This is a genomic window from Pseudarthrobacter cellobiosi (genome assembly GCF_023913815.1).
Taxonomy (GTDB): domain Bacteria; phylum Actinomycetota; class Actinomycetes; order Actinomycetales; family Micrococcaceae; genus Arthrobacter; species Arthrobacter cellobiosi.
This window is the reverse complement of the sequence record NZ_JAMXBK010000028.1, coordinates 372,493-398,863: the sequence shown is the minus strand read 5'-3', so window position 1 is coordinate 398,863 and position 26,371 is coordinate 372,493. Positions and strand designations below refer to the sequence as shown.

The window sequence follows — 26,371 nt, the reverse complement described above, 5'->3', positions numbered from 1 at the left end:
CGCTCAAAGCGACAGATAGCGCTACTCAGTTGGGGGAGCGGGCGGCTGACTTGGGCCCGGATTTACACATGTGAGGGCCGTGATTTTGCGGCGGTCACAGCCCGCGGTTATGGTTTGCCTATGACAAACCGTTGGTATGCGTATTTTTCGTTGGCTCTGGAGGAGCCCGCGTCTAACTGACACGCATCCATCTTCCTTCAGAGCCAACAGGGCAGAGATCATTCTCTGCCCTTCGCCATTTCTCCGGCGGGTTCTGATCTGGGCCCGCTTCCTATCTGGAACAGGACCCGAACATGAGCACCGCGACAGCCACTCCCTCAAAATCCACGTCCAATCTGCGCGTCAGCGAGTTCACGCCGCTGCCCACGCCACAGGAGCTCATTGCCGAGCTGCCCCTGGACGCCCGGGTGACGGACGTCGTCGAGCGTGGCCGTGACGAAGTCCGCGCCATCATGGACGGCGTGGACGACAGGCTGCTGGTCATCGTGGGCCCCTGCTCCATCCACGATCCCAAGGCAGGGCTGGAATACGCCCGCCGCCTGGTCAGCCAGGCCGAGAAGCACCGTGACGACCTCCTGATCGTGATGCGCACGTACTTCGAAAAGCCCCGCACGACGGTGGGCTGGAAGGGCCTGATCAACGATCCGCGCCTGGACGGCAGCCACGACATGGTCACCGGGCTCCGGACCGCCAGGGAGTTCCTGCAGCAGGTCACCGCGCTGGGACTGCCCACGGCCACCGAATTCCTGGAACCCATCAGCCCCCAGTACATGGCCGACCTCATCTCGTGGGGAGCCATCGGGGCGCGCACCACCGAAAGCCAGATCCACCGCCAGCTTGCCTCCGGACTCTCCATGCCCATCGGCTTCAAGAACGGGACCGACGGCGACCTCCAGGTCGCGCTCGACGCGTGCGGCGCCGCCGCTGCCGCTCAGGCATTCCTGGGGATCGACGGCGATGGCCGGGCCGCGCTGGTGGCCACCGCCGGGAACCCGGACACCCACGTCATCCTCCGCGGTGGACGCAAGGGGCCCAACTACTCGGCGGCCGACGTCGAAAGTGCTTCCGCCAAGCTCGCCGGCAAGGGGCTTAACCCCCGGCTGATCGTGGATGCCAGCCACGCCAACAGCGGCAAGAGCCACCACCGGCAGGCGGAAGTGGCGCTGGAAATCGGCGCGCAGCTGGAAGACGGCGGCGAGGCGGCACAGGCCATTGCGGGCGTCATGCTGGAGAGCTTCCTGGTGGGCGGTGCCCAGAACCTGGATGTCACCGAGCACGCGGCGGGCCGGGCGGAACTCGTCTACGGGCAGAGTGTCACGGACGCGTGCATGGATTGGGACGTCTCCGTTTCGGTCCTCGATCAGCTCGCGGCGTCTGCCAGGAAGCGCCGGACCGCTTAATGATTGCCCGGATGACTTTCACTACAGCCCCATGAACCTCTAGAGTATCTAACACATGGTTGGTGGATGGCTCAGCATCGGCACACCGCATACGAATCAAAGCTGGGGTACTGTCGTCATCCATCAGCAAAGGAATAGGGAAATGTCCGCAGAACAGAACTTCTCGAACGCGAAGTTCCTGACCGTGGCCGAAGTGGCCGAGGTCATGCGCGTCTCCAAAATGACCGTCTATCGGTTGGTCCACTCAGGCGAAATGCCCGCGGTGCGTTTCGGCCGGTCGTACCGGGTGCCGGAGAACGCCGTCGAGCAGTACCTCAAGGGTGCTGTGGTGGACGGGCACACCGAAACCGCCTGAGCATTACCTGCGGTCAGTGGGCATCGCCAAGAAGCGGTACCCTGTTAAGGAACGTTTTACGTCATTGTAAGAATCTGTCAGTTGTTTCAGTTCTGTAGCTCTGTCCACGGACCTTTTCCATCAGACAGGTACTGCATCTAGTTTGTGAGGAACTTTCGTGGGTTCAGTTATTAAGAAGCGTCGCAAGCGTATGGCCAAGAAGAAGCACCGCAAGTTGCTTCGTAAGACCCGTCACCAGCGCCGCAATAAGAAGTAGAGATACTTCAACAAGCGTGAAAATGCCCGTTGCCTCTTGGCAACGGGCATTTTTTGCGTGCCCGGCAACGGGGCGACCTTTGTCCCGCGTTCGGTCGCGATGCGCTCCTACGCGGAACACCGCGGCCGGGCAGTTGCCGCTAAGCCCGGGGGCCGCGCATCCGGGAGTACCCGCGCCAGAGCCCGTACACGGCGCCACCGGCCGTTGCTGCCTTGAGTCCCAGGGTGGCGGCGCGGCGGCCGGAACGGAAATCGTAGACCGGCCAGTTGTTGTCCCGTGCGTGGCGGCGGAGCCTGGCATCGGGATTGATGGCCACGGGATGCCCCACCACTGTCAGCAGCGGGATGTCATTGTAGGAGTCGCTGTAGGCCCAGCAGCGCTTGAGGTCCAGGCCTTCGGCGTCGGCCAGTTCCCGGACAGCCACGGCCTTGGCCGCGCCGTGCAGGATGTCACCCACCAGGCGGCCGGTGTACATGCCGTCGGCGATCTCGCCAACCGTGCCCAAGGCTCCGGTCAGGCCCAGCCTGGTGGAAATGACCGCGGCGACCTCAATGGGGGTTCCGGTGACCAGCCAGACCCGTCGGCCTACGCGCAGGTGCTGCTGCGCCAGTGCCTTGGCGCCGGGCCAGATCCTGGACGCGATCATTTCGTCGTAGACCTCTTCGCCCAAGGCTTTGACGTCTTCCACCGTGATGCCGGCGGCGAGGGTGAGGGCGGAATCGCGGACGGCGTGGACGTCGTCCATGTTCTCGCCGCGCGCCACAAATTTGAACTGCTTCCACGCGAACCCCGCAGCCTGCCTCAGTGTAAAGGCGCCGCGTTGGTGCATCTTGCGGGCAACGTGGAAAAGGCTGGCGCCCTTCATGAGGGTGTTATCGACGTCGAAGAAGGCGGCTTCGCCGGTCTGCATCACCGCATCCGGCTGGGTCACCACAGCTACGTACTTCTCCTCGGGCATGTCCACGAGTCTAGTCAATACTCGGTGGCCAGGATTTCAGTACCAGTGCCCGCCCGATGCCCGCGCCGCCGCGTGCCCCGCCGTCGGCCCTGCCCTGTTCTCTGCCCTGTTCTCTGCCCTGAAGGGCGATACGGTTAAGGCATGGCAAAACCCGAGGTAGTCCTCATCACCAAAGCAGACTGTCACCTGTGCGCAGGGGCGCGCGACGCCGTCGGACGCGTTACTGCCGCGCTGGGACTCGGGTGGACGGAACAGCCGGTGGACGAACTGCCGGAACTGCGTGAGCGGTACGCGGAGGAAATCCCCGTAGTCCTGGTGGATGGAATCCAACGCGATTTCTGGAAGATCGACGAAGCCCGGCTGGAGCGCGTCCTCCAACGAGCCTTGGCCCAATGGGAAATCGGCCTCGCAGAATGACACCGGCTTTGTTGGCACCAGCGGCGGGGCTCTAGAGTGGAGTCACGACGCGATGGGATGGAGGGGATAGTGACTTCACTGGATTCATCTCCCCATGCTGTCCACGGTACAGAGGCTGGCCACACTACACAGCCCGTCCACGGCGCCGAGTCCACCAAGGAAATACCGCCCGCGGCAGTGGCCCGGTTGACCATCTACCTGCGCGCCCTTAACACGCTGCTGTCCGACGGCGTCGAACGGGTATCGTCGGAATCGCTGGCGGAAGCGTCAGGCGTCAGCTCGTCAACCCTTCGCAAGGACCTTTCCTATGTGGGTTCCTACGGCACGCGCGGAGTGGGCTACGAAGTGCAGTACCTGAGCCGTCACATCTCCGCGGCACTGGGGCTGACCCATGACTGGAAGGTCGCCATTGTTGGCGCGGGTAACCTCGGCAAAGCCCTGGCCCGTTACGGCGGCTTCGAGTCCCGCGGTTTTGACGTGGTGGCAATTTTCGACGCCGACCAGATGGTGGTGGGCAATGAGGTGGGCTGGCTGCGTGTCAGCGACGCCGCAGACATGGAGGCCGTGCTGCAGCGGACGGGCGCCAACATGGTGGTCCTGGCACTTCCGGCCACCGTGGCGCAGGCCGTGTGCGACCGCGTGGTGGCGGCCGGTGTCCACAGCATCCTGAGCTTCGCCCCCGTTATGCTGCAGGTCCCCGAGGGCGTCAACCTCCGCAAGGTGGACATGGCCACCGAACTGCAGATCCTCGCCTATCACGCACAACGGGCGCAGACCCCGGACCAGACCGCCTAGATCTTCGGCGGCTGGTGGGGTCCACGCCCGTTCGGGTGTGGATGCGACTCGTTGGTACTACTGTCCGTAGGGGTTGCCAGGCGTGGTGCCCGGGGCGCCGTACGGGTTAGCGAACGGCTGCTGCTTGCGGAAGTACGGGGCCGCGGCCGGCAGGTAGAGCAGCACGATCGCTGCGATCCCGGCCAGCGTTCCCACGGTTCCGAGGCTCGGTGGTCCGAAGAGGCCGAAAATGGACAGTGCCGCGAAAACGGTGCCGAGGATGCGGGCCCAGTTCTTGCCCTTACGGACGAAGAACGCCACCAGCGCGTACAGCCCAGCGCCGATGATGGCGAAGACTACGAGCGACCCGGCGAGGACACCCTTGAAATCGTCGAATGCAAACTCCGTGCCGGAAGCGCCACCGCTGCGCATGGCGTCTTCGAAGGCGCGGCGCATCGCCGGGTCATCGAGCATGCCAATGCCCATGAGCAGGCTGATGACATACACGACACCCGCGCCAATCAGCAGCCAGAACGAGATGTTGACCAGCTGGGGAACCCCGTTGGATCCCGTGGCCTGCGGCTGTTCGGACGGGTACTGCGCGTAGGGGGACTGCCCGTACGGCTGCTGGCCATAGGGCGGAGGCGTGGGCTGGCCGAACTGCGGCGGGCTGTTCTGCCCGTACTGCGGGGCGTTCTGCCCGTACTGTGGCGCCGGCGGCGTGGGCTGCCCGAACTGCGGGCTGTTCTCGCCGTAGCGGGGCGCTGGCGGCTGGTTGCCGGGCTCGGGCTCGTTCGGGACGGGAGGCGGGACAGGCGTGCTCATGAGCGGTCCTTTGCAGGTCGGATGTCAGTTCGGCTGCTGGGTGCAGTCCAACTGGCCTGCCCCCCAGTACGGCTTACATCCCACCGTACCCCCGGCGGGGGTCGCGGGGGATCATTCCGGAGAGGTATTCCCACAGAACTCAGGGCGGGTCGCGCAAGACTGTGTTTCTGCTGGATCCGGTCTACGCGCGGCCCTTGACGGCGATGAACCAGGCCTGCGAGTTCGGCAGCCACATCAGGACGGTAGCCGCGGCGGAGATGAGGAAGCCGAGCCAGTTGTTACCGATGCTGCTGCCGCCGCCCACGCTGCCGCCGAGCACGGCGAGCACCAGCGAAACGCCGGCCACGATGGTGAGCGCTAGGCGCGCCCATTCCTTGCCCTCCTTCATCCTCAGGACCAGGACAACCTGGGCCGCCGCCAGGGCCAGTGCCACCAGCACCAAAACGAGGACCACCGCAGCCAGGGCGGGTGCCACGGTGAACAATGCCAGCGTGGCAAGCATCCCGAAGAGACCGCCCAACACACCGAGCATGCCGCCGATGAGCCAGATCCAGTACGACACCTTGAGCTCGGTGGGCAGCCCGGTCACGCTGAACATGCCCGAGAAACCGCCCTTGGGCATAACGTCGTTGAAGTTGCGGGGGCCGTCGGTGGGCATCGCAAATTGGAAGCCGCCCGGCTGGCCGGGCTGGTTGTACGGCTGCCCGGGCTGGCCATCCGGCTGTCCTGGCTGCGGGTAACCCTGCGGCGGCTGGTAGGCCTGTCCTGGCTGCGGGTACCCCTGCGGCGGCTGGTAGCCCGCGGGGGGAACGTTGCCGGCAGGAGGAACGTTGCTGGCAGGCGGCTGAGTGGCAGGCGGCTGGGCACCGGGCTGCTCAGCGCCGGGCTGCTGGGGCTGCTGGGGCTGTGGTACTTCACTGTTGCTCATGGGTCTCACTGTAGACCGCGTGTCCGGCTGTATCTAGGGGATAAAACAAAGCACCCCGGCCGCCAGATTCCGTGGAAATGGCGGCCGGGGTGCTTCAGGAAGAAAACTATGCTGCGGGTGCGATGAACGCGAGCTCCAGGTTGATGGCAACCTTGTCGCTGACCAGCACGCCGCCGGCTTCCAGCACAGCGTTCCAAGTCAGGCCGAAGTCCTTGCGGCTGATGGTGGTTTCAGCGGAGACGCCGGCGCGGGTCATGCCGAACGGGTCCACGGCCACGCCGTTGAACTCGGTCTCAAGGGCAACAGGACGGGTGACACCCTTGATGGTGAGGTCCCCGGTCAGCTCGTAGCTGTTGCCCTTGGCCACGAGGCCGTTGGAGACGAAGGAGATTTCCGGGAAGGCCTCGACGTCGAAGAAGTCTTCGCCGCGGACATGGCCGTCACGGTTGACATCGCCGGAGTCGAAGCTGGCGGTCTGGATGGTGGCGCTGATCTTGGAATCGGCCACGTTGTCGGCGAGGTCCAGGGTTGCCACGGCATCCTTGAACTGGCCGCGGACCTTGCTGATGCCTGCGTGCCGGACGGTGAAGGCGATCTCGCTGTGCGAGTTGTCGAGGGTCCAGGTGCCGGTGGTGACGTCTGCGGGAAGAGTCATGGTGTTTCTCCTTGGGTTTGTCGGGTGGTACTTCCGGATAGCTTGACGCTTCATCTGTTGAATCCTCAACTATCCGCTGCATTCAGTATAAACATGCGTTTGCATGTTTTGTTCCCGGTTCCGGAACATTTTTCCAAAAGTTTGAGTTCTACTGGATGTAGAAGATTTCGGATAGCACGCCATCTTTGAGAAACTGGTAAACATGCCCCAATCCACTGTCCATCTGCTCCGCCACGGCGAGGTCCACAATCCTGACCGCGTTCTGTACGGCAGGCTGCCCGAATTCCACCTCTCCGAGCTGGGCCGGGAAATGGCGCAGATGCTCGCCGACCACTTCGCCGAGCGTGCCGCGCGCGGGGCCAGGATCGTCTACCTCGCGGCGTCGCCGCTGGTCAGGGCGCAGGAAACAGCGGCTCCTGCGGCTGAGGCGCTTGGTCTGGAAATCCACACAGACGGCCGCATCATTGAAGCGGAAAACTACTTCCAGGGCATGAAGGTCACCAAGGCCGAGCTCCGGAAGCCCAAGCACTGGCCGCACCTGGTCAACCCGTTCCGGCCGTCCTGGGGCGAACCGTACAAGGCGCAGGCCGCGCGCGTCAGGTCAGCTGTTGAGGACGCCCGGCTCCGAGCCATCGAACTGGCCGCCGGCGACTACGGAACCGACGGCCCGGAAGCCATTATGGTCAGCCACCAGCTCCCCATCTGGGCCACCCGCCTCAGCGCCGAAGGCAGGCCGCTGTGGCATGACCCGCGCAAACGCGAGTGCACGCTGACGTCCATCACGTCCCTGGTGTTCGACGACGACGGTTCGCTCCTGCGCGTTGAGTACAGTGAGCCCGCTGCCGCACTTCTTCCCGGTGCCGCCAGCACCCCCGGAGCCTGACATGACGAACAACCGCACAACATCCCGTGCTGTTTCAAGCGCGACATCCCGCCGTGCCGTACTCGCTGCCGGCGGCGCCGCCCTGACCGCCCTGACCCTGGGGCTGTCCGCCTGTGCGCAGGAAGACGCCCTTGCCAAGCAGGCCAAAGCCGGCGACAACAAGAACTACGTGGCCGGGGACGGCTCGGTGACCGAGTTCACCGCCGCGGACCGAAAGGCCGCCGTCGCCATTAACGGCACGCTGTTCAACGGCACCCAGATAGCCCCAGCGGACTTCCAGGGCAAGGTGACGGTCCTGAACTTCTGGTTCGCCGCCTGCGCACCCTGCCGCGTTGAAGCACCCATCCTGGAAGAGCTGCACCAGGGCTTCAAGGACCAGGGCGTGCAGTTCTTCGGCGTCAACCTCCGCGACGAAAAAGGCACCGCAGAGGCCTTCGACAAGACCTTCAACCTGTCCTACCCCAGTTTCGACGACAAGAACGGCGGCGTGCTCCTGGCCGTCTCCGGGCTGGTCCCGCCGGGGGCAGTCCCCACCACGCTGGTCCTGGACAAGCAGGGCCGCGTGGCCTCGCGAGTGCTGGGCGAAATCCAGAAGGGCACCCTCAAAGCCCTCATCACCGCCGCTGTGGCAGAGTAGCGGCGGCCCCGGACCGTGAACAGCCCCTTCGCCGAAACCATCCTGAACGGCTCGCTCCTGCTTGCCATCCCGGTGGCGCTGCTCGCCGGCCTGGTGTCCTTCCTGTCGCCGTGCGTGCTGCCCCTGGTGCCCGGCTACCTGGGTTACGTCACCGGCCTGAGCGGCGTGGACCTGGAGAAGCAGAAGCGCGGCCGGATGCTTGTGGGCATCGGGCTTTTTGTGCTGGGATTCTCGGTGATTTTTGTGCTGCTGGGCGGCGCGTTCGGCCAGCTCGGCACCCTGATCACCGGCTCGCAGAATGCCTGGATCACCCAGCTGCTGGGGCTCCTGGTCATCCTCATGGGCGTAGTGTTTATGGGCGGTTTCGGCTGGCTGCAGCGTGATGCGAAGATCCATGCCAAGCCGCCGGCCGGCCTGTGGGGCGCGCCGTTGCTGGGCCTCACGTTCGGCCTGGGCTGGGCCCCGTGCATCGGGCCCACCTACTCTGCCGTCCAGCTCCTGAGCCTGTCCGGCGGTTCCTCCGCAGCCAAGGGTGCCTTCCTGGCATTTGTCTACAGCCTGGGCCTGGGCATCCCGTTCCTGCTGATCGCCCTGGCGGTGCGACGCGGCATGGGCGTGATGTCCTTCTTCCGCACGCACCGCCTGGCCATCCAGCGGATCGGCGGCGGGATCCTGGTGGTGCTGGGCCTGCTGATGGCCAGCGGCGTCTGGGGCACCTGGGTCACCGAGTTGCAGTACTGGTTCCAAACCGATGTGAAGTTGCCGATCTGATGAGCGAGCGCGTGAAAGCAAACAAGAAGTCCCCGGCACCCACTGCCGCAGCCAAAACTGAGGCGGCGCTGCCAGTCCTGGGGCCGGTGCAGATGCTGCGTTGGGCCTGGACCCAGCTGACCAGCATGCGCACGGCGCTGTTCCTGCTGCTGCTCCTGGCCGTTGCCGCGGTGCCCGGTTCGCTGTTCCCGCAGCGCCCGGCCAACCCGTCCATCGTGACGCAGTACATCAAGGACAACCCGGACTACGGGAAGCTGCTGGACACCCTGCAGCTCTACGACGTCTATTCCTCAGCGTGGTTCTCGGCCATCTACATCCTGCTGTTCATCTCGCTGATCGGCTGTGTGGTCCCACGCGCCATCGCCCATTACAAGGCCATGCGCTCCCAGCCGCCGCGGACCCCCAAACGTCTCTCCCGCCTCCCCGAGTACGGCACCCTGGTGGTTCCCGCCGACGCCGGCCTCCCGGCGTCGGACGCCATCCGCAGTGCCGCCGGGGTGCTGAAGAAGCGCGGCTACCGCGTTGAAGTGAGGGACGACGGCGGCGCGCGGCCGTCTTTGGGCGCCGAACGCGGCTTCGCCAAGGAAGTGGGGAACCTGGTGTTCCACACGTCGCTGATCGGCGTGCTGGTGTCCGTGGCCGTGGGCGGCCTGTTCGGCTACAGCGGCCAGCGCATCCTGGTGGAGGGCGACACCTTCGTGAACACCCTGGTGGGCTACGACCAGTTCACCCCCGGCACCAACTTCCAGTCCAGCAAGCTGCAGCCGTACTCCATCCAGCTGGACAAATTCGATGTCTTGTTTGACCGCGAATCACCAGGCAAAATCGGTCAGCCCATCGACTTCAACGCCGAAGTCACCACCCGGGAAACCCCGGACTCGCCCGCCAAGCAGGAAGTCCTGAAGGTCAACGAGCCCGTGACCCTGGGCGGCACCAGCATCTACCTCACCGGCAACGGCTACGCGCCCGTGGTGACCATCCGTGACGGCGCCGGCAACGTGGCCATGCAGGGTCCCGTGGTGGCCAAGCTCCAGGGTGACAACTACTACTCGTCCCTGGTGATCAAGGTCCCCGACGCACGGCCTGAACAGCTGGGCTTCGTGGGGTTCTTCCTGCCCACTGCGTTTGTCACCGAGGAGGGGGTGTCCTTCAGCGGCGATCCGGACCTGTTCAACCCGCGGCTGACCCTGAACTCGTACTTCGGGGACCTTGGCTTGGACGCTGGCTCGCCGCAGAACGTCTTTGAATTGGACGTCAGTGACCTCAGGCCGCTGAACGCCCGCAACCTGGACGCCGGCGGCATTACCCTGGCGCCGGGCAGCACCTATACACTGCCGGATGGTAAGGGCAGCATCAGCTTTGACAGCGTGAAGCGGTACGTGGGCGTGGACATCCACCACAACCCGGGCCAGCTCTACGCCCTCATTTTCGCGTTGCTGGCCGTGGGCGGCCTAATCGTCTCGCTCTACGTGAACCGGCGCCGCGTCTGGGTGCGGACCGGGACCCACGAGGACGGCCGGACCATGGTGGAGTATGGCTTGCTTGCCCGCGGTGAGGACCACCGGCTCGCCGCGGAAGCGGTTGCCGTTAGGAAGCTGCTGTCCGAAGAGTGGCAGCTTGCGGATTCTGATTCCGATTCCGACTCCAGCGTCACCCAGCAAACTCCCAGCCGCCAGGACGATAATGGCGCAGACTCGCTCACCTCCCCAGCTGGCCCCACCGGGCCGAAAAAGGACCAGTAATGCCGTTCGCCATCAACGAAACCATGGGCCAGTACAGCGAGCTGTTTATGCTGCTCGCCGCCGGCACGTACACCGTGGCCTTCATCGCCTTCGCCTGGGACCTCGCGAAGAGCAGCAGGGCGCTGCGCGCCGTGGACCTGAAAGCGGCCGAGGCTGCCGGTACCAAGGTGCCCGCGATGGCCGGCGCCGGTGCGTCTGTTGGCGCGTCTGCTGGCTCAGCCGGCGCAGCGGACAGGGTAGTAACGGACAGGGTGGACTCGCACCTGGCCGGACCGGTGGGACGGGCCGAGCGGCCGTCGTCGTCCGTTGCCAAGCGCGGAGGCGACGCTTCCGGGGCCGGGCAGACGGCCGACGCCGATATGCGCTACGCCGCGGAACGGCGCGTTCCGGCGCGTGTTGCCGTTGCCCTGACCGTTCTCGGCGTGCTGATCCATGCCGCCGGCGTCATCACGCGTGCCGTGGGTGCAGGCCGGGTGCCGTGGGGCAACATGTACGAGTTCCTGACCACGGGCGCTTTTGTGGCCGTGGCCGTGTTCCTGCTGGTACTGATCCGCCGTGACCTGCGGTTCCTTGGCACGTTTGTGGTGGGCCTGGCCATCATCATGCTGGTGGCCGCCTCGGTGGCCTACTGGACCCCCGTGGGCCACCTGGTCCCGGCGCTGCAGAGCTACTGGCTGATCATCCACGTCTCCATCGCGGTGCTCTCCTCCGCGCTCTTCACCCTCACGTTCGCCATGTCCGCCCTCCAGCTCGTGCAGTCCCACCGGCAAAAGACGGTGGCTGCCGGCGGCGCTGACAAGCTTGGTTTTATGCGGTTGGTTCCCTCGGCACTGAGTCTGGAAAACCTGTCCTACCGGATCAACGCCATCGCCTTCATCGGCTGGACGTTCACCCTCATGTTCGGTGCCATCTGGGCTGAAAAAGCCTGGGGCCGGTTCTGGGGCTGGGACACCAAGGAAGTCTGGACCTTTGTGATCTGGGTGGTCTACGCGGGCTACCTGCACGCCCGCGCCACCCGCGGCTGGACCGGCACCCGCGCCGCCTGGCTGTCGATCGTGGGCTACCTGTGCGTGGTCTTCAACTTCACCATCGTGAACCAGTTCTTTAATGGCCTGCATTCCTACTCGGGCCTCTGAGCAGTGGTTTCTCCGGAGTCCCCCCTCAAACTGCCTCTAATACGCCAATCGATGTACGAATAAGGGTGTTGTCGGGCAAGCGGTGATGCTACCTTGGTGGGAGTTGTCAGTGATGAAGCTCGCAGACAACTCGCTGCGTTTTGCCGAGGTGCCCATGAGCTATGTTCTCGCCGTTGATGTCGGGACGAGTTTCACCGCCGCCGCCATAGTCCGAATTGATCACAATGATTCGCGTGTTCCGGAGAGCCTGCCGCTGGGGCTCCGCGGAACGGCTGTTCCTTCTGTGGTCTACTACCCCGAGGAAGGCCCCATCCTCGTGGGGGAGGCGGCCGAACGCCGCGGCCTTGACTCTCCGGAGCGGGTGGTGCGGGAGTTCAAAAGGCGGGTCGGAGACGACGTCCCCATTGCGGTAGGCACGCTGTCCCTCCCCGCTGAGGAAATCTTCGCCACCATGGCGCGCTGGGTCGCAGACCGGGCTGAAGAGCGCGAAGGCGCGCCGCCGTCGGACATCATCCTTTCCTACCCGGCCTCCTGGGGCGCGCACCGCACGGAGCTTATCCTCGCGGCCCTTGCGGCCAAGAGCCTCGCCAACGTCACCCTGATCAGCGAGCCGGAAGCGGCGGCGCTGCACTACGCCGCACAGGTGCGGGTGGAAGATGGCAGTACCATCGCCGTCTACGACCTCGGTGGCGGGACCTTCGACACCGCAGTCCTGAAGAAAGCGGACGCTGGCCACTTTGAATTACTGGGCCGTCCCGAAGGGATCGAGGGGCTGGGCGGCGCCGACTTCGACGCGGCCGTCCTGCGGTACGTTGCCGACCACGCCGGGCAGGGCCTGGCCAATCTTGACCCGTCGGCGCCCGGCGCGCTGGCAGCCTTGGCGCGCCTGCGGCGGGAGTGTGTGGAAGCCAAGGAGGCGCTGTCTGCGGACAGCGAGGCCAGCATTTCGGTTCTGCTGCCGGGGATCCAGCAGCAGGTGCGGCTGGTCCGGTCCGAATTCGAGGCCATGATCAGCGAGCCCATCCGGGAGACAGTGGACGCCCTGGAGCGTTCGCTGCAGGACCTTGGGCTCACCCCGGCTGACCTGTCCGCGGTGCTTCTCATCGGCGGCTCGTCGCGGATTCCCCTCGTGGCCCAGCTGATTTCGGAGCAGCTGGACCGGCCCATCGCCGTGGACGCCGATCCCAAGTCATCCATCTGCCTCGGCGCCGCCATTGCCGCCCTCCGCGCGCAGCCGGAGGTGACCGCGCAGCCCGCTGCCTTGACCGCACAGCCACCCCCCGCCGTCGTCCTCACGCAGGCTGACGTGCATCCTGGAGTTGCCGGCCAACGAGCCAGCTGGTCCCGGCATGCCGACGCCGGTGCCCATGCCGCCGGTGCACACGCCGCCTGGCGCAAGGGCGGAGCGCATGGCGGCGCGCACGGACCGCGCTCGACCGTGCGGTTGACTGCGGTTGCAGCCGTGGCCGCGCTCTTCACCGGGCTCACAGCGACGGCAGCCCAGAGCCCGGACGGGCTCGGCAGCCTTACAGCGATGTTCGTCCCGTCAGCAGATGCAGCGAAGGAGACCCCAAACGCTGCTCCTCCTGGCGGAACCGGCGGTCCCGGCGCCGGTGGCCCCGCGGCAGGAGCAGGCGCGGCGCAGGCCCCGGTGCAGGGGATTGAAGCCAGCGCCAGGCCGAAGGACAGCGGTGCGGCGTCCAGTTCCGCGGGACTGGACATTGCTGCCTCGCCCACCAGCAGGCCACCTACCGAAGCAGGCCAACCAGCCGCCGGCGAGGCCGTTGCCGGGACGGGCACCTCAGGTGAGCCTGCACAGGGTTCCGGAGGCTTCACCCCGGGTCCGGTGACCAACCCTACGACGGATCCGGGACCCGGCCCTGATCCTTTGCCCATCGACCCCGTTCCGGACCCCACCACTGACCCGGCCCCGGATCCTACGACCGACCCGGTTCCGGATCCTACGACGGATCCTACGACGGATCCGACCACTGACCCGGCCCCGGATCCGACGACGGGTCCTGCGCCGGACCCGACCACCGACCCGGCCCCCGAGCCGACGACGGATCCTGCGCCGGTGCCCGAGCCGACGACGGATCCTGCGCCGGTGCCCGACCCGTTCGCGGAACCGTCACCCACCATGGATCCCGCGCCAACCACCGAGCCAGCGGTCTGAGTCATGGCGGCCGAACACACGCAGCCCGAAGGGAACCAGCCCGAGGCAGATACGTCGGCGCCCGGCGGAACCAGCCACATGGCACAGCAGCTGTGGGGCGAGAACGCGGCAGTCCGGGAACTCCTGCTGGCACTGTCCGTGGGGTTCACCTTGCCCGGCCCGCTGCCAGCGGAGCTCGACCACAAGCTGGAAAGTCCTGACAGTCCGGGCCTGGACGCGGTGGTTCAGCGTGCCGAGTCCTCGGGCCTGCTGCTTGCCGACGGGACAGTCGCCGGCCCGGCGCAGCACGCGCTCCTGAACGGCACGCCCACGGCCCGGGTTCATGCATTGCAGCGGCAACTCGTCGGTTTTGTGTCGGCCGAGGGCTGGCCTCTCGGCGACCTTGCCCGCGAACTGGCAAGAGGCGGGCTGGCCGACCCGAGGGTCGCCGCCGAACTCGAAGCCGCCGCGGACAAAGCGCTGCAGCACGACCCCGGTCTGGCCGCCCAGTTATACAGCGAAGCGCTGCTGGCAGGGGCGGATGAACTGCGCACCGCTGCCCGCCGCGCCCAGGCCGCAGCCGCAGCGGGCGACCTCGACGCCGCCGGCCGAATTATTGACGGTCTCCTGGTGAGCTCCGATCCGCCGGACGTCAGGCTGGGCGTGGATGTTGCCGCTTCCGTCTGGGCCCAGCGCGGGCTGTTGGTCCGCAGCGCCGACCTCTATGCCTGGCTTGGTCCGGCGAACATGGGCCGGTCCGCACCGCTTGCCGCGGTGGCCATGATCGGCAGCGGCAACCGGATGGGCGCGGAAGAGGCCTTTCCCGCCGGGTCGGCATCGGTGTCGCCCACCCTAGTGGCGGTGGCGCTTTCGCAAACGGGCAAGGGCGTGATGGAGTCGATGGAGCGGGATCCACACAAGGGCCTTCCCCTGCTGATCCATGCTTCGGACATGCTCAACGCGTCCGGTTCGGCGCTACCCCTTCCGGACACCCCTGGAGCGTTGGCCGCGTTGCTGGCCCTCCACAGCGGTGAACCCCACGTAGCGGACACCATCATCCGCTCCGCTGTCGCCGCGAGGCAGGGCGGTGACGCCGCCAGGCCACGGCTCCACCTCTTGCAGGCGTGGTCGGCCATGCAGCAGGACGATGCTGGCGAAGCACGGCTGGCCATCAACGAAGCTTCCAAAGCTAACCACTGGCCGCTGGTGCCCAGGGACGAGTTCCTGTGCGCGGCCCTGGAAGTGGGCCTTGCGCGGCGCAGCGGCGACGTCCATGACCTGGTGATGGCCTGGGAGCGCGCCCGCGAAGCGATGCTGCACACCGCCGTCGACCTTTACAGCCTGCTGCCGTGGGGCGAACTGATGATTGCTGCCGCCCGGTTGCGGGAGACACGGCGCGTCGCGCATTATCTGGATGAAGCGTGGGCTCTGCTGACCAAGCTGGGGGAGCCGCCCCTGTGGGCCGTTCCGCTTCACTGGGCGGCAGTCCAGGCTGCCCTGCTGAACCAAAGCCCGGCCGACCTTGCCCCGCATGCAGCAGCGCTGGTGCGGGCCGCGGACTACAGTCACATGGCCGCTGTGCTCGCCGCCGCCGGCAAGGCCTGGGTCAGCGTCCTGGCCGGCCGGTTCCAGGCGACGGATGTGGAGAACGCTGCCCGGGGACTGAAAGTGGTGGGCATGCCGTGGGAAGGGGCCCGGCTGGCAGGACATGCGGCCGCGCAGGCAGACGAGCGCAGGGACATGGTGCGGCTCCTTGCCTGCGCCAGGGACCTCCACCCGCAGGGCGGAACCACCGGGCCACCCGCCGGGCTGCCACCGCAAGTACGCCGCAGCGCCGCCGAGAACAACCATGGCGCGCATCCGGACGCCTCGGGGCTCAGCGAACGCGAAAAGGAAGTGGCACGGTTGGTCCTGGAAGGGAAGACCTACCGGGAAATCGGCGAAGCCATCTACATTTCCCCCCGGACCGCTGAACATCACATTGCTAGGATGCGGCGGAGGCTTGGGGCCGAAAACCGCTCCGATCTACTGGTGCGCCTGAGGCTGGCGCTAAGTGCAGATCATCCGGGCCCGGACTGAGTCCCTACTGCCCCTAGCCACGAAACAGGGAAACCCCTAATGCGGGGCATCCGGATACGGGGACACAACCCGATGCCCGGCCCCTACCAAGGACCTTAGGTTTGATTTAAGCCCGGCACCGAGGCCTGGCGTTCCACAACTCAGAGAAGATTTGAGGACCATCCAATGCCTACACTCGCAAACCAGCTCGTCCAGTTTCTGATGGGACTATTCAACAACCCCGCCGCTGCCGAGGAGTTCCTGAACGATCCGGAAGGATCACTCGAGGATGCCGGGCTGCGCGAAGTCTGCTCGGCCGATGTTGACGCCGCTATGCCGGTTGTCCTGGACTACGCACCCATCACCGTCAACGCTTCTTCCTTCGACCGGGAGTACAACACCGGCGGGAACACCTCGTGGACCGGCGGCAACGGCGGCGCCGGCCACACCCCGCCACCGGCGGGCGGCGGCGCAGGCCACACCCCGCCACCGGCGGGGCACGACCACCATGACGACCACGCCCACGCCGTCCAGCAGCTGCACCACGTGGTGAACAACTACTCCTACACGTCGACGGTGGACGACCGCGACACGATCACGGACCAGTCCGTGAACCAGAACATCTGGGCCGACGGCGATGTGAACCAATGGTTCGACAACGAGGCTGTCATCGCATCCGGCGATCAGGCCCTGGCTGCCGGCGACGACAACAACGTCCGGGACTCCTACAACACCACGGACTCCTACAACACGGACAACACCACGGACAATTCCACGGACAACTCGATCACGGCCGGCGGTGACGTCAACATCGGCAACAGCGACCTGGATGTGGACGATTCGTTCAACACCGACGTTGACCTTGATGTCGCTGATTCGTTCAACGACAACTCCGATAACTCCGATAACTCGGATAACTCCGATAACTCGGATAACTCCGTGGACAACTCGGTGGAGATCGAGGATTCCTTCCAGGACAACTCCGACAACTCGGACAACTCCGACAATTCGGACAACTCGACGAACACCGATGTTGCCGTGGAGATCGAGGATTCCTTCCAGGACAACTCCTCCGTGGACAGCTCCACCAACACCGACGTGGCGATCGAGGATTCCTTCCAGGACAACTCCTCCGTGGACAGCTCGACCAACACCGATGTTGCGGTTGACGTGGCGGACTCCTTCAACGACAACTCGCAGACCGAGACCACCGAGGTGGAGGTTGTTGATTCCTTCAACCCGGTTGAGGTCGAGGTCGAGGACTCCTTCCAGGACAACTCCACCGAGGACAACTCGACGAACACTGACGTGGCTGTGGACACCGACGTCGCGGTCGAAGATTCGGAGATCAACCTCTAATCATCAAGTTCCGGGTACCGGGAGCGCCCGGCAGGAGGCCATCCACCTCCTGCCGGGCTCTTCGCGGATTATCCCCCGTCCCACCCGCACCCCTGCTGCAAAGGACAGATTATGGCTGAATCGCAACGACCGGGAGGCCCTGGACGTACGCCGGTGCCGATGAACGCCGGCCAGCTGGCGTTGCTGGTGGAGCAGGGCATCGAGCTGGTGGGGACAGGGGACCGCGCGGACCTGCGGAAACGCCTGGACCAGACCCTGCGCAGGCTGAAGGATCCGAGTATCCGCGTGATCGTGGTGGGGGAATTCAAGCAAGGAAAAAGCAAACTTATCAACGCCCTGGTGAACGCCCCGGTGTGCCCTGTCGACGACGACATCGCCACGTCGGTGCCCACCGTGGTCCGCCACGGGGAACCCGCGTCCGCCGCCATCCTGCTGCCCAAAGCCGGCACAGAGCCCGGCGACGAAGCCGCACTGGAGCGGCAGCCCATCAACATAGCGGACCTGGCGGCTTACGTTTCCGAGCGGGGCAACCCCGGAAACGTCAAGAAGCTGGTAGCGGCCGAAGTTTTCCTGCCCCGCAAGGTCCTGGCTGGCGGGCTGACGGTCATCGATTCCCCGGGCGTCGGAGGACTGGGGTCCTCGCACACATTGACCACCCTCACAGCCTTGCCCACAGCGGACGCCATGCTGCTGGTTTCAGATGCCTCGCAGGAATACACCGAGCCCGAAATGCGGTTCCTGCGCCAGGCCATGCGGATCACCCCGAGCGTTGCGGGCATCCTGTCCAAAACGGACCTGTATCCGGACTGGCGGCGTGTGGAGGCCATGGACCATGCCCAGCTCGCGCAGGTGGCGCCGGACATCCCACTGTTCGCGGTTTCCTCAGATCTCCGGCTGGAGGCTGCACGCCTGCAGGACAGCGAACTCAACGCCGAGTCGGGTTTCCCCGTGCTGATCGGCCACCTCCGGAATGAAATTGTGGGCAAGGCGGAACGGCTGCAACGGCGCTCCGTCAGCCAGGACCTGCTCTCCGTGACTGAGAACCTGCGCCTGTCCTTGCGGTCCGAACTGGGAGCGCTTGAGGATCCTGGGGGGACGCCGCGGATGATTGCAGGGCTGGAGGAGGCGAAGACACAGGCCGATGAGCTGCGCAAACGTTCCGCCCGGTGGCAGATTACGCTCAACGACGGCATCGGCGACCTGATCGCGGACATGGAGTACGACCTCCGGGACCGCCTGCGGCGCATCCAGCGCGAAGCCGAGGCTGCTATTGACCAGGGCGATCCCGGCCCCACCTGGACCCAGTTTTCCGCGTGGCTCGAGGAGTGCGCCGCCGCCGCGATCTCGGACACGTTTGTGTGGACCAGCGAACGCGCGCAGTGGCTGGCCGCGCAGGTGGCGGAGCATTTTTCAGAGGACGAAGTGGCCCTGCCGGTGCTTCACGTTTCGGACACCGGCGACGCGTTGGACCCGGTGGACAACATGCCAAGGCTCGACGACGGGCACGTGAACCCCCTGCAGAAGGTCCTGATCGGCATGCGCGGATCCTACGGGGGCGTGCTGATGTTCGGGCTTTTGACGGGAATCTTCGGTATGGCCCTGATCAATCCCCTGTCAGTGGGCGCGGGCCTGCTGCTGGGCCGCAAGGCGTACCGCGAGGACAAGGAAGCACGGTTGAAGCGCCGGCAGGCCGAAGCCAAGGCGCTGGTCCGCCGGCAGCTGGACGATGTCACCTTCCAGGTGGGCAAACAGCTCAAGGACCGGCTGCGGCTGGTGCAGCGCTCCACCCGGGACCACTTCACGGAAATCGCGGACGAACACCACCGCTCCCTGGCGGATTCGGTGGCGGCGGCCCAGAAGGCAGCCACCACCTACACGCTGGAAAAGGACATCCGCATCCGCGAGATCAAGGCCGAGCTCAAGAAGGTGGACGCCTTGCACCATGCCGCCGGCCTGGTGGCCGCCGAAGTGGCCCAATCCCCGGGGCCGCAGGCCTCGCAGTCTCCGGCCGGGCGCGGCACGGCGATGGGAAACCCGGCGTCGGGAAGTCCGACGACGGGCGGCCAGTCGGCGGGCACGGCGCCGGTGGTTGCGGCGGCCAGATGAAGGAGTCCATCAGCGCGGGAGTGGCGGACCTGATCCAGGACGCCCTGCTCGTGTATGCGGACGACCCCGCTGCGGCTGCGGCATTGGAGACTTATGCCCGGCGGCTGTCCGAGCCCCTCAGACTCGCTGTGGCAGGCATGGTCAAGGCGGGAAAATCCACGCTGCTGAACGCCATCATAGGGGAGGAGATCGCCCCGACCGACACCGGGGAATGCACAAGGATTGTGACCTGGTACCGCTACGGGCACACGCCGCGGATCACGGCCTACCCCATTGCCGGTGAACCGCATATCCTGCCGCTGAAGCGTGTGGACGGCCGCCTGGTGTTTGTCCTGGGCAACGCCCGCGCCGAGGACGTGGAGCGGCTGGTGGTGGAGTGGCCCTCGCCGGCCTTGCGCGAGCTCACCCTGATAGACACCCCGGGAATCGCCTCGTTGTCCGAAGACATCTCTGCCCGGTCCACCGATTTCCTCATCCCCGTGGACGCGCCCTCCGAGGCTGATGCCATCATCTACCTGATGCGCCACATGCACGCCTCGGACCTGCGGTTCCTCGAATCCTTCAGGGATACCGAGGCGGGTAGGTCGGGAACCGTGAACGCCCTTGCCGTGCTGTCCCGGGCCGATGAGATCGGCGCTGGCCGCATTGATTCACTTCTCTCAGCCGGTGAGATCGCCGAGCGTTATCGCCGGGACCACAGCCTGCGGAAGCTGGCGTTGGGCGTGGTCCCAGTGGCGGGGCTGCTGGCGCAGAGTGCACGCAGCATGCGCCAGTCGGACTTCGAGTCTCTGCAGGTCCTGGCCGGCATGGAGCGGTCCGCCCGGGAGCGGATGCTGCTCTCGGCGGACAGGTTCATCAGGGCCTCTGTCCCGCAAAGCCTGGGCGCTGAAGCCCGGGCCTCCCTCCTTGAGCGGTTCGGGCTGTTTGGGATACGGCTGGGCGTGGTGCTGATTCGGAGTGGCTTCACGGAACCCACGCCACTGGCGCATGAACTGGCCCGGCGCAGCGGGCTGGACCCCTTGCTGCACCTTGTGGCCCGGCAGTTCCAGGCCCGCGGGGATGCCCTCAAAGCCCGCACTGCCTTGGTGGGAGTGGAAAGCTTGCTGCGCACCGCGCCCAGGGAGGGGGCCGGCCGCCTGGCCGCAGCCTTGGAACGCCTTCAGGCCAACGCCCATGAGTTCCGTGAGCTCCGCCTGCTCGCCACGATCCGTACCACGGGGGTATCCCTCAGTGATGAATTGGCGGCGGAGGCTGAAAGGCTGGTCGGAGGCTGGGGTGCGGCGCCCGCCCTGAGGATGGGGCTGGCTCAGGATGCCGGACCGGACGTAGTCCTGGCCGAAGCCCGCCGCTGCCTAAACCGGTGGCGGACGGTATCGGAAAACCCGCTGACGGAGCGCTCAGCCGTGGAGGCCTGCCGCGTGGTGATGCGCAGCTGTGAGGGCGTCGTGGCTGAATGCTCGGCCCGGCAGCTGCACCCGCAGTCCGCCTGAGGTCAGCCCTTATTGCCGCGTCCGCGCCGGCCTGACCTGCGCCGACTGGATCCGCGCTGCCTTGAGCCACCTGCCTGCCGACGGCACAAAAACCGCTGCCAGGCCGAAGAAGGCCAAGCCCGACTGGGCTCCCCAGAGCAGGACAACATAGCTGCCGGCGTCGCCCTCGGGGACGAGGAAAGCCGCGGCCACCACCATGACCAGTACCTGCCCGGCCAGCAGCGGGATCATGAGCCAGCGGGACCAGCCGCGGCGCGCTGAGAAAATTGCCAGCGCCGCCGCTTCGAGCAGGATCACCAGCAGCAGGGCGCCCAGGCTACCCCAGAAAACAATGGTCGCGGATGTGGTTACAGCGTCAGGTCCGCCGCCGGGGGACATCTGGTCCACCACAGTGCGGAGCCGCTCCAGGTGTGAGTCGCGGGTGAGGAAGGAACCGATGAGTACGGCCAAGCCGGCAACGAAGCTGAGTAGCCAGAGTGTCCGCGCCAGGCGGACACTCCGCGGTGCGGGCGGAATGACCAGGATGGGCGCCGGTGCGGCGTAGGACAGCCCGGGCCGTGGCGGCGGCGGAGGAGGCGCGGCAGCCCCGGCGGGTGCAACTGGCTGTTGGGATTCTCCGTCGGGGTGCTGGGCCATGTTTCTCCTACTTCACGTCACCGGTATCGTGGGTGTCCGCGTCTCCTGTGCTGGCATCGCCGTCGGCCTTGGTCTTCGCCTCAAGGTCATCCTTGAGCTTCTTGAGGCGGGCGGCTTCGGCCTGGTTGCGGCGGCGCATTTCCAGGTTGCGGAGGAAATCGGGATCATCATCCGGGGCGGTGGGATGGCTGCGTGTTTGGCGGACCGGGGCTGAGTCACGCGGGCGGCCGATCAACAGCCACAGGATGGCGCCAACCACCGGAAGGACAATCATCACCACGATCCAGGCCGGCTTGGAGATCCCGCGGGTGAGGCGGCCGTCAGTGCGGATCACGTCCACCAGGCCATACACAAAGATGACGAGAACGGCGACGGCGAGAACCACACGGAAGAGCATGCCATTAAGTCTATCGTCCGCAGGCCGGGGGCGTTCAGGCAGGGCGGCTAAACTTGTACCGTGGCTTTTCTGAAATACTCCCTGATCCGGCTGGCGCTGTTTGCGCCGCTCTTTGTGCTCTTTATGTTCCTGAAGCTGGGGGCGGTGCTGTCAGTCATCTGCGCAGCGCTGATCGCGTTTGCGGTCAGCTACCTTTTCTTCCAGAAACAGCGCGACGACGCCGCTGCCGCCATTCACGGACGGCTCTCCGGCAAGGCCAAGCCGCTGCGAAGTGAAAGCGAGGTGGCCGACGCCGAAGCCGAGGACAGCCTCCTGGACGCCAACCCGGACATCACCATCCGGAACAGCGGCCCGAAGGCACCCGAAACGAAGGCGCCCGAGGCCTAGAATCCGTGGCTGAGCACCAGTCCCAGTGAGAACAGCAGGCTGTAGCCGAGGTTGATCAGGCCGGTCTGCTGGAGCACGGGAATGAGGCTCTTGCGCTTGCGGCCGTTGATCATCAGCCAGGCGGGCATCAGGCAGGCCGGGATCAGCAGCAGCACGATCAGCATCCACGGCCGCCCGGGAGCCAGGATGACCACCAGCAGGATGGCCACGGCGAGCATCAGCACGTAGCTTTCGCGGGCGTGCTTGTCGCCCAGGCGCACGGCCAGGGTCTTTTTTCCGGCCTGGATGTCGGTGGGGATGTCGCGGACGTTGTTGGCCATCAGCAGGGCGCAGGCAATGAGACCGGTGCCGATCGCGCCGATAACGGCCGGCAGGTTGACCTGGCCGGCCTGGGTGTAGGTGGTGCCGAGCGTTGCCACCAGGCCGAAGAAGACAAACACAAAGACGTCGCCCAGGCCCATGTAGCCGTAGGGGTTCTTGCCGCCGGTGTAGCCCCATGCGGCCATGACGCAGCCGACTCCCACCAGGATCAGCCACCAGCTCTGGGTGATCACCACCAGCGCCAGGCCGAACAGCATGGCCACGGCGAAGGCGCCGAACGCTGCATATTTGACGTGTTCCGGCCGGGCGGCGCCGGAGCCCACCAGCCGCAGCGGTCCAACGCGGTCCTCGTCGGTGCCGCGGACGCCGTCCGAGTAATCGTTGGCGTAGTTCACGCCGATCTGCAGGAGCAGCGCCACCAGGGCGGCCAGCACGGCATTAACGGGGCGGAACGAATCCAGCTCGTAGGCCGCGGCGGTGCCGATCAGTACCGGGGCGATGGCGGCCGGCAAAGTGCGGAGGCGGGCGCCTTGGATCCATTGTGCGGCTGTGGCCACGGTCAGTACCTCTGTTGGGTCGGGAGAACGGTGAAACGGTAGTGGCGGCCGCGAATGGGCCACCGCTGCAGGTCTACTCTACTTTCCCTGATGCAGCGAGTTGAGCCGGTCGATCATCGCCAGGCGGTCCGGCTTGCCGTTGGGAAGCAATAGCAGTTCCGGGGCAGCCAGCACGGTTTTCGGTGCCAGGAGGCCCAGCCGCCGGTGCCATTCCTCTTTGAGTACGACGGCGTGATCCCCGGTTGTGCTGCCAGTGGCACCCGAGCCCGCGGCTGAGGCAGCGCCAGCGGTGCCGGCGTCGAGCGCAACAAACGCGGCAACAGCCTGGCCCCATTCCGTGGACGGGACGCCCGCCACAAAAGCCGCCGCGACGCCGTCGGACTTTTCCAGCTCTTCCTGCACATGCGCGGCCGAGACCTTAACGCCGCCGGTGATGATGACGTCGTCGGCACGGCCCAGCACGGTGAGCCGGCCGTCCGCGTCCAGGGTGCCGAGGTCATTGGTGCGGTACCAGCGGACGCCGTCCTCCTCGAAAAACGTGTCCGTCGCTTCCGGCGCATCCACATACCCGGCGGCCACGGTGTCGCCGCCCAACAGGATACGGCCGTCATCGGCCACCCGGACCTGGACGCCTTCCAGCGGCACGCCGTCGTACACGCAGCCGCCGCAGGTTTCGGCGGACCCGTAGGTGGTGATCACCCTGACGCCGGCCTCGCGGGCGGCGTCCAGCAGCCCGGCCGACGCCGGTGCGCCGCCCAACAGGATGCCGTTGAACCGCCGCAGGACGGCCAGGGTCTCCGGCGACGGTGCCTCCAAGAGGCGTTGGAGCTGTGTGGGGACCAGCGAGGTGAAGCGGAACTTGTCGGTCAGCTCCAGGGCACCGGCCGTGAACGCCTCGGGGGTGAAACCGCCGGACATGTCCATCACCCACGGGCGTGTGCCGGCGAACAGCGACCGCACCAGGACCTGCACGCCGGCCACGTACTGCACGGGCAGCGCCAGGAGCCACTGGCCCTCACCCTCGAGCGCAAGGGCGGTGGCCATGGATGAGGCCGCCAGCGCCTCGACGGTCAGGATGGTGGCCTTCGGCGCGCCCGTCGAGCCGGATGTGCGGACCACCGCCACGGCGTCATCGCAGCCGGGCGTCTCAGTGTGTCCCACCACCAGTTCGCCGTCGGGGCCCACGGAAAGTTCGACGGCGGGTCCCTCACCGTGGAGGGCGGCGGCCAGGGCTTTGAGCACCGGGTCGATGTCCGTGGGACCGATGGTCTGGGTTCCGAGATTCATGTGCCGTCCTGCCTTTGAAGTCAGCCGGGGCTTGGAGGCCGGCCGGCTTGAAGTGGTGCCTAGAAGTAGTGCGGGAAGCGGGACCAGTCCGGGTCCCGTTTCTCCAGGAAGGCTTCCTTGCCTTCCACCGCCTCGTCTGTCATATAGGCCAGGCGCGTGGCTTCGCCGGCGAAGACCTGCTGGCCGGCCAGGCCGTCGTCGGCAAGGTTGAAGGCGAATTTCAGCATGCGGATGGCCTGCGGTGACTGCCGGGCGATGTCCGCGGCGTATTCCAGGGCCACCTCTTCGAGGCGCTCGTGGTCCACGGCCTCGTTCACAGCGCCCATGCGGACCATGTCGTCCGCGGAGTACTCGCGGGCCAGGAAGAAGATCTCGCGGGCGGACTTCTGGCCGATCTGGCGGGCCAGCAGCGCCGAGCCGTACCCGGCGTCGAAACTTCCCACCGTGGCGTCTGTCTGCTTGAACTTGCCGTGCTGGCGGGAGGCGATGGTGAGGTCCGAGACCACGTGCAGGGAGTGCCCGCCGCCGGCGGCCCAGCCGTTCACGACAGCGATGACCACCTTGGGCATGGTCCGCATGAGCCGCTGGACCTCGAGGATGTGGAGGCGCCCGGCGCGGGCGGGATCGATGGTTTCCGTGGTCTCACCGTCTGCATAGCGGTACCCGTCCCGGCCGCGGATCCGCTGGTCCCCGCCGGAGCAGAAGCTGTGTCCGCCGTCCTTGGGGGAGGGGCCGTTGCCGGTGAGCAGGACCGTGGCGACGTCCGGGGTCATGCGGGCGTGGTCCATGGCGCGGTAGAGCTCGTCCACGGTGCCGGGGCGGAAGGCGTTGCGGACTTCCGGGCGGTTGAAGGCGATGCGGACGGTGGGCAGGTCCCTGGTTTCCGTTCCGGTTGTTGAGCCCGTCGAAACACGCTCTACCTGCCGGTGGTAGGTCATGTCCTGGAAATCGTCGAAACCCGACACGGTGCGCCAGCGGGTGGGGTCAAAGACGTCGGACACCTTGGCGGGAATTTGGTTGCTCACCGGACAAGTCTAGTAATCGGGTCAGCTGATGCAGAACCCGTTGCCCTCGGGTACGGCAGCTGTCAGGGCTGGACCTGCTGCAACTGCTCGAATAGCTCGGGCGGGATGGCGTAGATGAAGATGACCGCCAGCAGGTTCTTCGCCGCGTGCACAAAGTAGGAGAACATCAGGTTTTTCCCGGTCCACACGTAGACAAATACCAGCGTGGCGCCCATGGCCAGATAGGGGAGCAACGCACTGAGCGTGATGGCTTCCTGGCCTGCGATATGGATGCCAGCAAAGAGGACCACAGAGAGGGCACAGCACAGCCAGATGTTGAGCTGGCGGCTGAGCTTGCCGATCAGCAGGTGCCGGAAGATGTACTCCTCCACAAACGGGCCCACCACCACCAGGACAGGCACCATCAGCCAGGCAGGGACCTGTTGCATCAGCGCCTGCAGTCCGGCTTGGTTTGCCGACGTCTCGACTCCGCCAGCGGCCGACACCACCACGGCCGTGAGGATCATCATGGCCACCACCGCCGCGGGCACCATCAGCAGCGTGAACCACGGACGGGTGGCCAGCACGCGCAGGTCCCGGGCCGCCACCCGGCGGGCGGCGGCCAGCGCCAGGATCCCGATCGAGCCATAGAAGATGAGGTTCACGCCGTACGACGCTGCGGCCGGGCTGGGGGCAAACTGGCTTATGAACGGGACCAGCAGTTCCCCGGCCACGGCGAAGAGCCCGGCCGCGGCCACATAGAGGCCGACGGCGGTGAAATCAAGGGCGGAAGACCGGTACAGCTCGGGCTGCGGCGCGGGTGGTTTCCGGTGTGTGGTGGCCATGTCTTCAGCCTAGCTCCACCCCAACTAGGTAG

At 66.1% G+C, this 26,371-nt stretch carries 26 protein-coding genes; 16 read left to right on the top strand and 10 right to left on the bottom strand.

Annotated elements, in window-relative coordinates; translation table 11 throughout:
* Positions 1–293: 293 nt before the first annotated feature.
* From NG701_RS20050 to NG701_RS20040, 3 genes are all read left to right on the top strand, one after another.
* Entirely contained in the window at positions 294–1,400 is a 1,107-nt protein-coding gene (locus tag NG701_RS20050) for a 3-deoxy-7-phosphoheptulonate synthase (RefSeq protein ID WP_252570284.1), read from the top strand.
* A gap of 142 nt (positions 1,401–1,542) precedes the next feature.
* Positions 1,543–1,755 (top strand): helix-turn-helix domain-containing protein, encoded by a 213-nt coding sequence (locus NG701_RS20045; protein WP_043452394.1) that lies wholly within the window; start codon positions 1,543–1,545, stop codon positions 1,753–1,755.
* 157 nt (positions 1,756–1,912) lie between these two features.
* Positions 1,913–2,011 (top strand): 30S ribosomal protein bS22, encoded by a 99-nt coding sequence (locus NG701_RS20040; RefSeq protein WP_003792170.1) that lies wholly within the window; start codon positions 1,913–1,915, stop codon positions 2,009–2,011.
* 139 nt (positions 2,012–2,150) lie between these two features.
* Here NG701_RS20040 and NG701_RS20035 read toward each other — a convergent pair whose 3' ends face one another.
* Positions 2,151–2,969 (bottom strand): HAD family hydrolase, encoded by an 819-nt coding sequence (locus tag NG701_RS20035; protein ID WP_252570282.1) that lies wholly within the window; start codon positions 2,967–2,969, stop codon positions 2,151–2,153.
* A 141-nt stretch (positions 2,970–3,110) separates the two neighbouring features.
* Between NG701_RS20035 and NG701_RS20030 the strand changes: the two genes are divergently transcribed.
* Together NG701_RS20030 and NG701_RS20025 are read left to right on the top strand one after the other, a co-directional pair.
* Entirely contained in the window at positions 3,111–3,386 is a 276-nt protein-coding gene (locus NG701_RS20030) for a glutaredoxin family protein (RefSeq protein WP_252570280.1), read from the top strand.
* 69 nt (positions 3,387–3,455) lie between these two features.
* Positions 3,456–4,181, top strand: a complete 726-nt coding sequence (locus NG701_RS20025) for a redox-sensing transcriptional repressor Rex (RefSeq protein ID WP_374208721.1) — start codon at positions 3,456–3,458, stop codon at positions 4,179–4,181.
* A gap of 57 nt (positions 4,182–4,238) precedes the next feature.
* Here NG701_RS20025 and NG701_RS20020 read toward each other — a convergent pair whose 3' ends face one another.
* From NG701_RS20020 to NG701_RS20010, 3 genes are all read right to left on the bottom strand, one after another.
* Positions 4,239–4,985 (bottom strand): hypothetical protein, encoded by a 747-nt coding sequence (locus NG701_RS20020; RefSeq protein WP_252570276.1) that lies wholly within the window; start codon positions 4,983–4,985, stop codon positions 4,239–4,241.
* A 181-nt stretch (positions 4,986–5,166) separates the two neighbouring features.
* On the bottom strand, positions 5,167–5,913 hold the full coding sequence (locus NG701_RS20015) for a hypothetical protein (RefSeq protein ID WP_252570274.1): 747 nt from the start codon (positions 5,911–5,913) through the stop codon (positions 5,167–5,169).
* Between the two features lie 106 nt (positions 5,914–6,019).
* Positions 6,020–6,568 carry a YceI family protein gene (locus tag NG701_RS20010; protein WP_252570272.1) on the bottom strand — a complete coding sequence of 183 codons (549 nt, stop codon included), beginning with the start codon at positions 6,566–6,568 and terminating at the stop codon, positions 6,020–6,022.
* A 202-nt stretch (positions 6,569–6,770) separates the two neighbouring features.
* Between NG701_RS20010 and NG701_RS20005 the strand changes: the two genes are divergently transcribed.
* The 10 genes from NG701_RS20005 (at position 6,771) to NG701_RS19960 (ending at position 20,905) form a co-directional block, all read left to right on the top strand.
* Entirely contained in the window at positions 6,771–7,451 is a 681-nt protein-coding gene (locus NG701_RS20005; RefSeq protein ID WP_252570270.1) for a histidine phosphatase family protein, read from the top strand.
* A 1-nt stretch (position 7,452) separates the two neighbouring features.
* Positions 7,453–8,088, top strand: coding sequence for a TlpA family protein disulfide reductase (locus tag NG701_RS20000; protein WP_252570268.1), 636 nt, complete (start codon positions 7,453–7,455; stop codon positions 8,086–8,088).
* Between the two features lie 15 nt (positions 8,089–8,103).
* Entirely contained in the window at positions 8,104–8,859 is a 756-nt protein-coding gene (locus NG701_RS19995) for a cytochrome c biogenesis CcdA family protein (RefSeq protein ID WP_252570266.1), read from the top strand.
* Complete coding sequence (resB, locus tag NG701_RS19990) at positions 8,859–10,601, top strand: cytochrome c biogenesis protein ResB (protein ID WP_252570264.1); 1,743 nt, start codon at positions 8,859–8,861, stop codon at positions 10,599–10,601. Before NG701_RS19995 ends, resB begins: the two co-directional genes overlap by 1 nt.
* Positions 10,601–11,737 carry a c-type cytochrome biogenesis protein CcsB gene (gene ccsB / locus NG701_RS19985; RefSeq protein WP_252570263.1) on the top strand — a complete coding sequence of 379 codons (1,137 nt, stop codon included), beginning with the start codon at positions 10,601–10,603 and terminating at the stop codon, positions 11,735–11,737. Before resB ends, ccsB begins: the two co-directional genes overlap by 1 nt.
* A 154-nt stretch (positions 11,738–11,891) precedes the next feature.
* On the top strand, positions 11,892–13,913 hold the full coding sequence (locus tag NG701_RS19980; protein WP_252570585.1) for an Hsp70 family protein: 2,022 nt from the start codon (positions 11,892–11,894) through the stop codon (positions 13,911–13,913).
* Positions 13,914–13,916: 3 nt separating this feature from the next.
* Positions 13,917–15,971, top strand: a complete 2,055-nt coding sequence (locus NG701_RS19975) for a LuxR C-terminal-related transcriptional regulator (protein WP_252570261.1) — start codon at positions 13,917–13,919, stop codon at positions 15,969–15,971.
* A 165-nt stretch (positions 15,972–16,136) separates the two neighbouring features.
* The gene (locus tag NG701_RS19970; protein WP_252570259.1) at positions 16,137–17,309 is read left to right on the top strand and encodes an IniB N-terminal domain-containing protein; all 1,173 of its coding nucleotides are present in this window, start codon (positions 16,137–16,139) and stop codon (positions 17,307–17,309) included.
* Between the two features lie 159 nt (positions 17,310–17,468).
* Positions 17,469–19,415: a dynamin family protein gene (locus tag NG701_RS19965; protein ID WP_252570583.1), complete on the top strand. Its 1,947-nt coding sequence runs from the start codon at positions 17,469–17,471 to the stop codon at positions 19,413–19,415.
* Positions 19,412–20,905 (top strand): dynamin family protein, encoded by a 1,494-nt coding sequence (locus tag NG701_RS19960; RefSeq protein WP_252570258.1) that lies wholly within the window; start codon positions 19,412–19,414, stop codon positions 20,903–20,905. Before NG701_RS19965 ends, NG701_RS19960 begins: the two co-directional genes overlap by 4 nt.
* A 9-nt stretch (positions 20,906–20,914) precedes the next feature.
* On the opposite strand, the gene NG701_RS19955 is transcribed toward NG701_RS19960, so the two are convergent.
* Complete coding sequence (locus NG701_RS19955; protein ID WP_252570256.1) at positions 20,915–21,541, bottom strand: hypothetical protein; 627 nt, start codon at positions 21,539–21,541, stop codon at positions 20,915–20,917.
* Between the two features lie 7 nt (positions 21,542–21,548).
* Positions 21,549–21,938, bottom strand: a complete 390-nt coding sequence (locus NG701_RS19950; protein WP_252570254.1) for a PLD nuclease N-terminal domain-containing protein — start codon at positions 21,936–21,938, stop codon at positions 21,549–21,551.
* Between the two features lie 60 nt (positions 21,939–21,998).
* Between NG701_RS19950 and NG701_RS19945 the strand changes: the two genes are divergently transcribed.
* Positions 21,999–22,325 carry a DUF4229 domain-containing protein gene (locus tag NG701_RS19945; protein WP_252570252.1) on the top strand — a complete coding sequence of 109 codons (327 nt, stop codon included), beginning with the start codon at positions 21,999–22,001 and terminating at the stop codon, positions 22,323–22,325.
* Here NG701_RS19945 and NG701_RS19940 read toward each other — a convergent pair.
* The 4 genes from NG701_RS19940 to NG701_RS19925 form a co-directional block, all read right to left on the bottom strand.
* A complete protein-coding gene (locus NG701_RS19940; RefSeq protein ID WP_252570250.1) occupies positions 22,322–23,203 on the bottom strand; it encodes a 1,4-dihydroxy-2-naphthoate polyprenyltransferase in 882 nt (293 codons plus the stop codon). The genes NG701_RS19945 and NG701_RS19940 overlap by 4 nt on opposite strands.
* A 78-nt stretch (positions 23,204–23,281) precedes the next feature.
* Positions 23,282–24,490 carry an AMP-binding protein gene (locus NG701_RS19935; protein ID WP_252570248.1) on the bottom strand — a complete coding sequence of 403 codons (1,209 nt, stop codon included), beginning with the start codon at positions 24,488–24,490 and terminating at the stop codon, positions 23,282–23,284.
* 59 nt (positions 24,491–24,549) lie between these two features.
* Positions 24,550–25,515 carry a 1,4-dihydroxy-2-naphthoyl-CoA synthase gene (locus tag NG701_RS19930; protein ID WP_252570246.1) on the bottom strand — a complete coding sequence of 322 codons (966 nt, stop codon included), beginning with the start codon at positions 25,513–25,515 and terminating at the stop codon, positions 24,550–24,552.
* A 62-nt stretch (positions 25,516–25,577) separates the two neighbouring features.
* Complete coding sequence (locus tag NG701_RS19925; RefSeq protein ID WP_252570244.1) at positions 25,578–26,339, bottom strand: CPBP family intramembrane glutamic endopeptidase; 762 nt, start codon at positions 26,337–26,339, stop codon at positions 25,578–25,580.
* Between the last annotated feature and the right edge of the window lie 32 nt (positions 26,340–26,371).